Here is an 11,796-nt window from a genome sequence, read left to right as displayed (position 1 = left end):
CCTGCTGGCGCTGGGGCTGCCGGGCGACCGACCGCTCGCCGACGCCTGGCGGCTCGCCGACATGCTGCGGGAGTTCCGGGGCGACGCCCACACCGCGGCGTGGACGACGGCGGGCTTCGACGCCACCGAGATCGGCCTGCTCACCGAGCTGTACTGGGGCCTCCCGCTGCGGACGTACATCCGCACCCGGGCCTGGTCCGACGAGCAGCTCGACGCCGCCGAGGCCCGGCTCGTCGCCCGCGGCCTGGTGGCGGACGGCCAGTTGACCCCCGACGGCCGCGTCACCCGGGAGGCTGTCGAGCAGGCGACCGACGGCCCCTGCCGCCCCATCGTCGAAGCCCTGGGCGACGACTTCCCCGAGCTCCTCCAGATCCTCCTCCCCTGGGGCCATTCCCTCCGCGCCGCCGGCGCCTACCCCGCCTCGGGCCCCCACGACCTCGCCCGCGTCGGCTGAGCCTCGGCCTCCGCGAGCGCTGAGGGGGTCGGGTCATGGCCCGGATGCTCGTGATCTTCCTCCCCTTCCTCGGCATCATGGTGACGCTGGGGTTGGTGATGGAGAACGGGCTGCGCCGTCAGGGGTTCCGGGCCCGTCGGAAGCCGCCGCCGACGTGGCCGAGGCACAGCTTCGATCCCGGCAGTTCCGTGAAGTACCGGGGCGGCTCCCGCGTCGGGTGGTGGAACATGACTGCTCCGCTCGTCCCGCTGCGGGCCGACGAGGCGTGGGTGCACCTGGACGGGTTCGTGCCGGTGTGGATCGAACGGCCGGCTGTCACCGGGGTGCGGGCGATCCGTGGCTTTCCTCGCTGGGGCGTCCGCTTCGACACGGTCGACGGCCGCTACGACGGCGTCATCTTCTGGACGTCCGACTCGGCGGGAGTTCTGGCGGCGCTGGGCCGGCTCGGCTGGCCGGTCGTCGGCTGAGCCTCCGCCTCCGCGAGCGCTGAGGCCAGGCGGCGGACGGCTTCGGTGATGGTGGCGGGCGGCGCCGTCGCGTAGGAGAGGCGCAGGTGGGCGGGGTGGGGGTGGGTGACGGAGAAGGCGTTGCCGGGGACGAAGGCGACGCCGGCGGCGAGGGCCTCGGGGAGGAGGGCGGTCGTGTCGGCGGTCGGCGACGTGAGGCGGGCCCAGACGAACATGCCGCCCTCGGGGTCGGCGAAGTCGACGGCCGGGCCCAGGTGGTGGCGGAGGGCGGCGGTCAGGGCCTCGGCCCGCTCCCGGTAGAAGGCGGGGAGCGTGGCGAGGCGGTCGTCGAGGAAGCCGGGCCGGGTGACCAGCTCGTGGACGAGGCGCTGGGCGAAGGTCGACGTGTGCAGGTCGGCCGCCTGCTTGACCTGCACGATCCCCCGGGTGACCTCGGGCGGGGCGACGACGTGCCCGACCCGCAGCCCCGGGCACAGCACCTTCGACACCGTCCCCAGCGTCACCACCCGGTCCGACCGTTCCGCCAGCGGCCGCGGCACCGCACCCGACCAGCGCAGGTCGCCGTAGGGGTCGTCCTCCACCAGCCAGAACCCGTAGCGGTCGGCCAGCGCCGCCAGCCGGTCGCGCCGCTCGTCGGGCAGCGTCGCTCCGGTCGGGTTGGAGAGGTTGGCGACGACGTAGGCCGCCCGGGGCCGCAGGCCGCCGGCGAGCTGGGCGGCGAGGTCGTCGACGTCGAGGCCGTCCCGGTCGCTGGGGATCCCGACCAGCCGGGCACCGGCGAGGCGGAACGCCTGGATCGCCCCGATGTAGCCCGGGTCGGCCATCACCACCACGTCGCCGGGGTCGACCAGCACCCGGGCCACCAGGTCGAGGCCCTGCTGGGAGCCGGCGGTGATCGTCACCCGCTCGACGGCGGCACCGGCGGCGACGTCGACGCCCTGGCGCCCGGCCACCCACGCCCGCAGAGGCTCGTAGCCCTCGGTCGCCGAGTACTGGAGCGCGGCGGCGCCGTCACGGTCCAGGAGCGCCTCCGTCGCCTCCCGCACTGCGTCGACCGGGAACGTCTCCGGCGCCGGCATCCCGCCCGCCAGGGAGACGACGTCGGGCCGCTCGGCCACCGCGAGCAGGTCGCGGATCGCCGACGAGCCCACCCGCCGGGCGGCCGCCGACAGCGGCGGGGTCGGCGTCGGTGTCGAAACCGGAGCGAGGGCCATGGTGGCAGTCTGCGAAGGTTGGACCATGGTGGACAGGGCCAATTCCGGGCGATTGGCGCAGGACGACGTGCTCCAGACCGTCCTCGCCGAGCTCGATGCCCTGGCGTCGGGCCGCGGCCCGCTCTACCGCCGCCTGGCCCGGTCGGTGGCGGCCGCGGTCGACCGGGGCGCGCTGCCACGCGGCACCCGCCTGCCCGCCGAACGGCAGCTCGCCGGGGCCCTCGGGGTCAGCCGGGGGACGGTCGTGACCGCCTACGACGCCCTGGTGGCCGACGGTGTGGTCGAGCGCCGGCGGGGCAGCGGCACCTTCGTCCTCGGCCCCGACACCCTGGGCCTGCCCCCGGGGCGGGAGGGGTCGGTGCTGGTCCACCGCCTGGTCGACCGCAGCTCGGGGCCGTCCCCGGTGATCGACCTGTCGCTCTCGGTGCTCGGCGACGCCGCCGGGCTCCCCGACGTGCAGCTGACCACCCACGACCTGCAGACGACCGTGCCCGACACCGGCTACACGCCCTGGGGCCTGCCTGGCCTGCGCGACGTCCTCGCCGAGCACGTCACCGGGTGGGGGCTGCCCACCCGGCCCGAGCAGGTCGTGGTGACGACCGGGGCGCAGCAGGCCCTGAGCGCCGCCGCCATGTGCTGGGTGCGCCCGGGTGACGTCGTCGCCGTGGACGACCCGACCTACCCGGGTGCCATCGCCGCCTTCACCCAGGCCGGCGCCCGGCTGGTGCCGATGGCCGTCGACGGGGGCGGCGTCGTGCCCGACGAGGTCGCCCGCGCCCTCGCCCAGCGGCCGGCGCTCGTCTACCTCCAGTCCGGCCCCCACAGCCCGACGGGGCAGGTGCTCTCCGACCAGCGGCGCCGGGTCATCGCCGACCTGCTGGTCGAGGCCCGGGTGCCGCTGGTGGAGGACGCGGCGCTCCACGACCTCGGCTGGGGCCCGCCGTGCCCGCCGGTCGCCGCCTGGTGCCGTGACGCCGCCGTCGCCCTGATCGGCTCGTGCAGCAAGCTGTTCTGGGGTGGGCTGCGGGTCGGCTTCGTGCGGGCGCCCGAGCCCGTCGCCCAGCGCTTCGTCCGGATCAAGGCGACCCACGACCTGGGCTCCTCCGCGGTCAGCCAACTCCTCGCCGAGCGGCTCCTGCGGGACCACGGTGGGTTCGGCGACTGGCGCCGCCGGGAGCTGCAGGCCCGCTACGAGGTGCTCGCCGCCGGCCTGCGTGCGCACCTCCCCACCTGGGAGTGGACGCCACCGGATGGTGGCATGTCGCTGTGGGTGCGGCTACCGGCGACCGATGCCGCGGCCTTCGCCCAGGTCGCCCTGCGGCACCAGGTGGCGGTCGCGTCCCAGGCGCCGCTGTCGACGTCGGGCCTCCACCCCGACCGCCTGCGGCTCTCGTTCAGCCCCACCCCCGAGGCGCTCACCGAGGCCGTACATCGCCTGGCCGCCGCCTGGGATGATCACCACATGGGGGATCCGTGCCGGCCGTGATCGTCGCCGGGAGCATCAACATGGACGTCGTGGCCTCGGTGGCCCGGCATCCCCGGCCGGGCGAGACGGTGGCCGGCGCCGACCTGCGCCACGTTCCGGGAGGCAAGGGCGCCAACCAGGCCGTGGCCGCGGCGCAGGCCGGGGCGACGGTGCGGCTGGTGGGCGCCGTCGGCGACGACGCCTTCGGTGACGAGCTCGCGCAGTTCCTCTCGGACTCGGGGGTCGACGTCGGGCAGGTGCGACGCCTGTCCGGGGTGGGCTCCGGGGTCGCGCTGATCGCCGTCGACGCCGGCGGGCAGAACACGATCGTGGTCGTCCCCGGGGCCAACGCCGGCGTCGACGGGCCGGCGGTGCGGGCCGCCGGGGCGACGCAAGGCGACGTCCTGGTGGCGCAGTACGAGATCCCCCTCGACTCGGTCGCGGCGTTCTTCGCCCACGGCCGCGACGTGGGGGCGACCTGCGTCCTCAACCCCGCGCCGGCCGCGCCCGCGCCCGCCGGCCTGCTGGCGCTGGTCGACGTGCTCGTGGTCAACGAGACCGAGCTGGCGACCCTGTCGGGCACGCCGATCACGGCCGCGTCGTCGGTGGCCGACCTCGCCGGCGCGCTCCGGGCGCTCCGGGAGCAGGGGCTAGCCGGGACCGCGGTCGTGACGCGCGGCGCCCAGGGAGCGGTCGCGCTGGTCGACGACCGGACGGTCGAGGTGGCCGGTCACCCCGTCCAGGCCGTCGACACGACCGGCGCCGGCGACTGCTTCGTGGGCTGGCTCGCGGCCCAGCTCGCCGCCGGCGCACCGGCCGGGCCGGCGCTCGAGCAGGCGAACGCGGCGGCCGCCCTGTGCGTCACGAGACCGGGCGCCGGGCCGTCGATGCCCACCCGCGCCGAGGTCGGGCGCTTCCGCGACCGCTAGAGGAACGAGTCGAAGAAGTCGGCGACCGGGACCTTCACGTCGCCCCGCATCTGGTGGACCGCCAGTACCAGCGCCACCTGGTCGGCCACGTGGCTGGCGACGGGGGCCACGGTGTCGGGGAGCCGGGCGCCGAGCGCGAGCACGACGGCCTGGTCGATCGGCACCAGGCGCCGGCCCGCACCGTCCCACGCGCCGGTGGCGACGAAGGCGTCGAACGTCGCCTGGGCCTCGTCCGCGTCGATCCCCGGGATGCGCAGGAACTGCGCGCTGGTGAGCGGCTGCTCCTGGGCGACGACCAGCTCGGTCGGCGTGCCCGACGCGGCGGTGGTGTCGTGGTCGGCGACCACCCCACCGGGCGGCACGGTGAAGTCGTTGGCGGCAGCGACGAAGAACGTCGGAAGCCCGTCGAGCCCACCGCCCGCCACCACGGGGGGAGCGAGACGGCCCATGTACATGGCGATCGCCGCGACCGGGTAGCCGGCGTCGGCCCAGGTCCGGCCCCACAGGCTCACGAAGCGGGCGCCGTTCGACATGCCGATGCCCACGAGCGGAGTGGTGTCCTCGACCCCCGTGGTGTCGACGAGCGACGACTGCAGCCGGGCGAGGCGGGCGAGGTCGGGGTTGGTGGTGAGCGACGGATCGAACACCTCCCAGCGCTGGTCGCCGGTGCGCTCGGTGCTCTCGGTGGACACGAAGCCGTAGCCCCGGTCGGTCAGCTCGTTGAGGGTGTCGACCGTCTCCATCCGGTTGGCGAACTGGGCGCTGCCGTTGGTGCCGTGGAACACGTAGACCAGCCCCACGGGGTGCTCCGGTATGGACGACACCACCTCGAACCCCTCGAACTCCCAGATCGACACGGGGGCGTGCGGCGTCACCTCGGCGCTGCACCCCACCAGCCCCATCGCGGCGAGAGCGAGAGCGACCCCGATCGCGGCGACACGTGAGACACCCGGCACCCGGGCGACGCTAGGCCCACCGTGTGATGGTGCGGTGAGAGCCGTGTGAGGGTGGTGGGCTCAGCGGTCGCCGGTGGCGGGCGCGTGCGTCGACCAGGTGACGGGGGCGCGGGGGTCGGGCGTGTAGACGCACTCGGTGCCGGTCACGACGGTGGCGCGCAGGGCGTCGGCGATGGTGGCGTCGGCGTCGTCGATGGTGTCGATGGCGCGCTTGATGGCCTTGCGGACGGCGGTGCGGGCCCGCTCGCTGTTGTCGGTGAAGGTGCGGGCGTGATGGTTCAGGCCGGCCGTGACCTCGAGCTCGTCGACGAGGGCATCGATCTCGTCGCGGAGCTTCTCGGCTCGGCCGATGTCGTTGTCGGCCTCGGCGTCGGCGAGGTCGCGGGTGAGCTCGCGGGCCCGGGCCGCGTAGTTGGCGCGGGCCTCGTCGTCGATGAGCTCGTGCCGGGTCGGCGGGGGCTGGACCACGCCGTAGCTGGCGAGCGCGAGGGCGGGGATCGGCTCGCCGGGTTGGGTGAGGAGCTCGGCGAGGTACGTCATCCCGACGAGGTCGCCGACGCGCACCCGGCGATCGGCGAGCTCCACGATCCAGCGCGAGCCGTCCCGGCGGAGGCTGCCCCTGCGGATGGCGACGTCCCGGCGTCGGCCGTTCCCCTTGGGCCCGATGCCCGGCTCGTCCGCCGTCCGGAGGGTCGAGAGCTCCGCCTCGCATGCCTGGGCACGAGCCGTCATGCCCATCCTCGTGGCGTCGCGGGCCACCCGCTCGAGGAGGTCGACGATCCGGGCGCGATCGTCGGGGTGGCCCCGGCGTCGGAGCGCCCTCGCCAAGTCGGCCCGGGTGATGGCGACGAGCGGTCGGTTGCCGAGCCGGCGGTTGGCGACGAGAGCCCTCTCGAAGTGGTCGACGGCGCGGTCGTCGTCGCCGAAGGTCAGCGCCGCGGTGCCCAGCAGCCGCTCGGTCGAACCGAGGCACAGGACCCCGAGGGAGGCGATGACCGGCAAGCCGGCGGAGGGTGCGAGCAGGTCGTAGGCCTGGCGGGCGACTGTCCGGTCGGCCAGTAGCTCGGCAGCCTCGACGATCGCGGCCATGCCGGCTGTCCAGGTGCTGGACGTGGGCAGCGTCTCCAGCCCGCCGGCCGTGAGGATGTCGAGGGAGGCCTGTGCCCGCTCCAGCTGGCCGGCCCGGGCGGCGATGGCGATGGCCGAGGCCCGGAGGGCGAACTCGGCCCGGATCAGGGTGGGTGACACCGCCACGTCCTCGGCGGCCTCCAGCAGTTCGACCTCGCGGCCCTGGCACCAGCGGATGCCCAGCAGCTGGGTGCTCAGGTAGCCGAGCGTGTCGACCTCGCCCACGTCCTCGCCCAGCTCGTAGCAGCAGCCGGCGGCGGACTCCGCGTCGTCGAGCCGACCTGCCCTGACGAGCAGCATCACGTCGATCACGGCCACGATGTACAGGACGTTCTGGCAGGCCAGGGCGGTCGCCCGCTCGCGGAGGTCCTCCAGGGCCCGTGGAGCCCGGGGGTCGCCGAGGTGGAACAGGTCGACGGCTCGCCAGCACAGCCCCATCAAGGCCAGCACGCCGTCGCCGGCCTCGGAGGCGACGCGCACCAGCTCTTCGGCCAGTGCCAGCCGGGACCAGGTGTGGGTGGGGCTGAAGAGGGCGTGGTGGCTGAGCGAAAGCACCTCGGCCAACGCCGCCGGGTCGCCGTAGCGGCGGGCGGCGTCGAGCGCGGCGAGCACGGGCCCGACCGGCCCACCGTCGAAGACCTCCTCCGCCGCCAGCCGACTGGTCAGCCGGCAACGCAGCGCCTCCTGCGCTTCGGGAAGGTCCGCGAGCGCGGCGCGCTGCAACCCCAGCACGCGGGCCCGCTCGACCGGCGCCCGATGCTCGTTGACCCAGTGGCCGCCCAACCCCAGCGCCGCTTCGGCCAGGAGGACCGGGTCGCCCTGGCGTTGGGCGATGGCCGCGGCCCGGTCGAAGCGGGCCCGTGCCTCGGTCATGCGCCCGCACCGCAGTGCGGCCTGGGCCCAGGCGACCGTCAGCTCCCCCGACGGTGGCCCCAGAGCCGACGTCTCGTGCTGGGCGACCGCAGCGGACAGCAACGTCTCGGCCTGCTCGTACGCGAAGCTGCGCACCATCGCCTCGGCCGCGGCCCGGCAGGCGGATGCCGCCACCCGGGCGTCCGCCGGCGATCGGGGCGCGGCCGCGAGGGCATGGTGGGCACGGCGGGCCAGCCGGTCCGGCGGCACTGCCGGCTCGTCCGACGCGACGACCCGGGCGGCGCGGGCATGAGCGTCCAGGCGACCGGCGGCACCGAGCCGGTCCTCGATCGCCGATCGCACGAGCTCGTGGCTGAAGGCGAAGCGATCCGGCCCCTCCGCGGTCACGAGGCCGGCGGTGGTCGCGTCGGCCACAGCGTCGAGCACGTGGACGGGATCGCTGCCGGCGACGGCGGCCGTCTCGGCTACCGACGCCACGAGGCCCAGCACGGCACCACCGCCCAGCACTCGCTGGGCGCCCGGACTCAGCCGGCCCAACGCCTGATCGATGGCGACGCGCACGCCGCTCGGCAGCGCCCGGCCCGGCTCGGGAGGCCCCAGCGCCGCGACCCGCCGCAGGAACAGGGGGTTGCCGCCCGTCACCCGGACCACGGTCGCCATCAGCTCGTCGTCGAGGTCGCCGAAGCCGTGCCCGACGAGGAACGCCGCCGCCTCGTGGGGATCGAAGTGGCGCAACGTCACACCGGTGGCTTCGACGTCGACCTCGTCCAGCAGCCGCGCCTCGGTTCGGTCGTCAGCCGGCTCGCCTCGCCGCCGGCTGAGGAGCAGCACCAGGGGGAGACGCCTCAACTCGCGGGCCACGAACCGGATCAGCAGCAAGGTCCCGGCATCCGCCGCGTGGACGTCGTCGATGATCAGGCACGTCGGCTCCTGCGCGCACGCCGTGCCGAGCCGGTCGGCGACAGCGGTGAACCGGGCGAACCGATCAGGATCGACGGTCCCGAGGCCCACGGCGGGCGCCAACAGGTCGGCGGCACCATCACCGCACAGCTCGGCCAGGATCGGATGCCACGGCCACAGCGGCGGGGCACCACCGTCGACCCAGCAGCGAGCGGTCACGACCCGCAGGCCGGCCTGCTGGGCGCGGCCGGCGACCTCCTCGCAGAACCGGGTCTTGCCGATGCCGGCCTCACCCGACACGACCACCAGCGATCCCCGACCCAGCAGCGCCGTCGCGCCGGCCGCCTCGACCAGCCCGAGCTCGTGGGCGCGCCCGACGAACAGCTCGACCGTCGACCCCAGGTCCCGTCCCACCCGTTTCACCCTAGGACGCGATCGACCACCCACCGGGTGCGGTCACCCCGGCCCGTGCCGCCGAGGAGGCACACCGGCGTCACGCGCTCATAGGGAGGCCCCGGAACGTTCAGGGACTCGAAAGAACCGTCCGACAGACGAAGGAGAGCTCGAAGGATGCCGAAGCCGAGGATCAGTTCCGTCAGGCGGCTGGGGGTCGTGGCCGCAGTCGTGCTGGGCGCCACGATCATGTCCACCGCACCCGCGTCGGCCCATGACAGCCGCCTGAACCACGTCGTGTTCCACGGCACGAGCTTGAACCTCTGCAGGGTCATGGACAACTGCGACTTCGCGACGGTCGTCAACAGCCACCACACCGCGGTCGTGAGGGACATGGAGTGCGACAACCACAGCGTTCGCGCCGAGTACTACCGCCAGGGCGTCACCGGGATGCGCACCCTCCATGCCAGAGGCTGCAACAAAGATGAGCGGTGGGCGACCGACTGGGCGCACCCGGTCACCCGCCTCCGGGTCTGCGAGGAGGCCAAGGGCTGTAGCGGGTGGAGGAGCACCTAGGACCTGTCGTCGGCCGTGGGGGCCAGCAGGCCCCCACAGCGGCGGTCCTCCCGTCTCGTGCCGGCGCGACGTCGGCCAGCCCATCGACGGTGCCGTAGCCGTGGGCTTCGTGCACTGACCAGGGTGGCCGGGCGAAATGCTTGACTCGTTGGGTGGCAGAGGGAACACTCTGCGTGCTCATGACGGCCGACCTCCGCTCCACAGACGCTGCCGATCGCCGCAACGCGGCGATCACCCGCGCCGTCGTGTTCGGGGTCGTCGCCGCGGTCACGTGGTGGTTCTGGACCTCCACGGCGTCGGCCGACGAGGCCGCGGACACCGAAACCGTCGAGACCGTAGACGCCGCGGACGTCGCCGCCCCGGAGGTCGCCGCCGTCGCCGACGACGCCGCGGCTCCCGCCGACGTCGACCTCGTGGAAGCCATCGAGGCCGTCGTCGCTCCGGTGACGCCCTCGGCCCCCGTCGCTCCCACGGTGCCGGGCGCGCCGGCGCTGCCCGACGTGCTCGCCACCGCCCGGACGACCGTCGACCAGGCGGTCGACGCGACCCTCACCCAGGCCGTCGCTCCGGTGCTCGATCCGATCGTCGACTCGGTCGTGACGCCGATCGTCACCCCCGTGGTCCAGGCGGTGACGACGCCGGTGTACCAGGCGGTCGTCGAGGACCTCCTCCCCGAGACCTCCGACCCGGACCTCACCTACTCGGACGTCGCCGCCGAAGTCGACGCTCCGGTCGCGCCCACCACCCCGGCGGCTCCCGTCGGCGGGCCCGCCGCTCCGGTCGTCGAGCAGACGGCCCCCGCGGCCCGGCAGGCGACGTCCACCCGGTCGACCGAAGTCGCCGCGCCGCTCCCGGCGCCCGGCCCGACTCCGGCCTCCGGCGACACCCAAGATCTCCCCGACCCGCGGCCGGTGTCCCACCTGCCGCTGGCGTCGGGCGCTCCGGCCTCCGTGCCGGGCACGTCGGGCCCCGGTGGCCGTGACGTCCCCGACCGGGCCCAGGGCGACATGGCCGACGCAGTGGCCCACGTGCGGGCCGCCGCCTCGGACATGCGGGCACTGCTGGTGCCCAAGGTGGTCGGGGCCTCGGTCAACGCCGGGTCCCGCCCCGCGGTCACGCCCGACTAATCAGCTCGTACCCGCCGGCGTGACCGGCGACCCCCGAGCCCCCGCCCCGGACCCCGGTGCGCGCGGCGGCTGCGGGCGTGGTCGTCGTGCCGTCACCCGGCGGGCCTGTGCGCGGCGGCGCACCCACACCTCCTGTGTGTCGCGCCGTCCCCGCTGTCTGACCGTCCCCGCTCCCCGGGGGTGGGTCAGACGTCCCTGAAACAAACCAAACCCAAGGAGAAACACGCGATGAAGCTCCGCAAGTTCGCAGCTGCAGGTGTCATGGCCGGTCTCGGAATCCTGTTCCTCGGGGTCAGCCCCGCCAGCGCCGGCGCTCCCAGCACCGGCCCGCAGTCCTCGGCCTCGTCGGCCTCGGGCGACGGCGTCCTCTCGGGCAACTCGGGTGCCGCCGCCGTGGCGATCCCCGTCGAGATCGGCTGCAACGCCAACGGCATCGGCATCTTCGGTGGCGGCGGCGGCCTGTCGCTGTGCGACGTGAGCGTCGCCAGCAGCGGCCAGTCCTTCGGCCCCACCACCGGCCCGCAGCAGGCCGCTTCCAGCGCCGACGGTGACGGCCTCGCCGCTGGCAACTCGGGCGCCCTGACCTGGGCCACCCCCCTCGAAGTCGTGTGCAACGGCAACGGTGGCGGCGGCGCCGGCATCGGCATCGGTGGCAGCGCCTGCGATCTGGCGCTGTTCTCGCACTGACACGCCCTAGGCGTCAGTCAGTCGCGAACGCAACCTTCTACAAGGAGAACCACTACGTGAAGAACCGCTTGTGTACGGCAGCAGGAGGTGCCCTGTTCGCAGGGCTCGGCCTCCTGCTGTCGGTAGCGCCAGCCGACGCGGCGCCCGATACGGGCCCGCAGTCGGCGGCGTCGAGCGCCTCGGGCGATGGTGTTCTGAGTGGCAACTCGATTGCCGTTCCGATCGCCATCCCGATCGAGGTGTGTGGCAACGCCAACGGGATCGGCATCGCCGGCCTCGGCATCGGCGGCGCAGTCTGTGACCTGAACGTCGGAGGCAGCGGTAGCCCCGCTGGCCCGACGGCCGGGCCGCAGCAGGCTGCGTCGAGCGCCGAGGGCGACGGCGTCCTGAGTGGCAACTCGATCGCCATTCCGATCTCGGTCCCGATCGAGCTGTGTGGCAACGGCAACGGCCTCGGTGGTCTCGGTGCCGGCTTCGGCGGCGCGCTGTGCGACGTCAACGTCGCCTCCGCCCCGCCGGCCCCGCCGTGTGGCCCGCCTGCGTGCCCGCCGCCTGCGTGCCCGCCGGCTCCGTGCCCGCCGCCACCTCCGCCGCCACCTCCGCCGCCGCCCCCGCCGCCGCCGCCGA

Annotated in this window: 11 protein-coding genes; 8 read left to right on the top strand and 3 right to left on the bottom strand. The window is 74.7% G+C overall.

Going from position 1 to position 11,796, the window contains the following annotated elements:
* Together VK611_30535 and VK611_30530 are read left to right on the top strand one after the other, a co-directional pair.
* Positions 1-454, top strand: a 454-nt coding sequence (locus VK611_30535) for a hypothetical protein (GenBank protein ID HMG45706.1), incomplete at its 5' end; no start/stop codon positions are given.
* 35 nt (positions 455-489) lie between these two features.
* On the top strand, positions 490-921 hold the full coding sequence (locus VK611_30530; GenBank protein ID HMG45705.1) for a hypothetical protein: 432 nt from the start codon (positions 490-492) through the stop codon (positions 919-921).
* Here the strand turns inward: VK611_30530 and VK611_30525 are convergent.
* The gene (locus tag VK611_30525) at positions 837-2,135 is read right to left on the bottom strand and encodes a PLP-dependent aminotransferase family protein (GenBank protein HMG45704.1); all 1,299 of its coding nucleotides are present in this window, start codon (positions 2,133-2,135) and stop codon (positions 837-839) included. The two genes, VK611_30530 and VK611_30525, sit on opposite strands and share 85 nt — an antisense overlap.
* 25 nt (positions 2,136-2,160) lie before the next feature.
* Between VK611_30525 and VK611_30520 the strand changes: the two genes are divergently transcribed.
* Together VK611_30520 and VK611_30515 are read left to right on the top strand one after the other, a co-directional pair.
* Entirely contained in the window at positions 2,161-3,621 is a 1,461-nt protein-coding gene (locus VK611_30520; protein HMG45703.1) for a PLP-dependent aminotransferase family protein, read from the top strand.
* Positions 3,609-4,529, top strand: a complete 921-nt coding sequence (locus VK611_30515) for a PfkB family carbohydrate kinase (GenBank protein HMG45702.1) — start codon at positions 3,609-3,611, stop codon at positions 4,527-4,529. Before VK611_30520 ends, VK611_30515 begins: the two co-directional genes overlap by 13 nt.
* Here VK611_30515 and VK611_30510 read toward each other — a convergent pair.
* Both VK611_30510 and VK611_30505 read right to left on the bottom strand, forming a co-directional pair.
* Complete coding sequence (locus tag VK611_30510; protein HMG45701.1) at positions 4,526-5,485, bottom strand: hypothetical protein; 960 nt, start codon at positions 5,483-5,485, stop codon at positions 4,526-4,528. The two genes, VK611_30515 and VK611_30510, sit on opposite strands and share 4 nt — an antisense overlap.
* A 60-nt stretch (positions 5,486-5,545) precedes the next feature.
* Positions 5,546-8,800, bottom strand: a complete 3,255-nt coding sequence (locus VK611_30505) for an AAA family ATPase (protein HMG45700.1) — start codon at positions 8,798-8,800, stop codon at positions 5,546-5,548.
* Between the two features lie 198 nt (positions 8,801-8,998).
* Between VK611_30505 and VK611_30500 the strand changes: the two genes are divergently transcribed.
* The 4 genes from VK611_30500 to VK611_30485 all read left to right on the top strand — a co-directional run.
* The gene (locus tag VK611_30500; protein HMG45699.1) at positions 8,999-9,355 is read left to right on the top strand and encodes a hypothetical protein; all 357 of its coding nucleotides are present in this window, start codon (positions 8,999-9,001) and stop codon (positions 9,353-9,355) included.
* Between the two features lie 152 nt (positions 9,356-9,507).
* Positions 9,508-10,482: a hypothetical protein gene (locus VK611_30495; GenBank protein HMG45698.1), complete on the top strand. Its 975-nt coding sequence runs from the start codon at positions 9,508-9,510 to the stop codon at positions 10,480-10,482.
* A 261-nt stretch (positions 10,483-10,743) separates the two neighbouring features.
* Positions 10,744-11,169: a hypothetical protein gene (locus VK611_30490; protein HMG45697.1), complete on the top strand. Its 426-nt coding sequence runs from the start codon at positions 10,744-10,746 to the stop codon at positions 11,167-11,169.
* The coding region (locus VK611_30485; GenBank protein ID HMG45696.1) for a chaplin family protein at positions 11,091-11,796 on the top strand (706 nt) is incomplete at its 3' end. The genes VK611_30490 and VK611_30485, both read left to right, overlap by 79 nt.

This window comes from Acidimicrobiales bacterium (assembly GCA_035316325.1).
In the GTDB taxonomy this organism is placed as follows: domain Bacteria; phylum Actinomycetota; class Acidimicrobiia; order Acidimicrobiales; family VFJN01; genus DASXTK01.
This window is presented reverse-complemented; position numbering and strand designations above follow the sequence as displayed.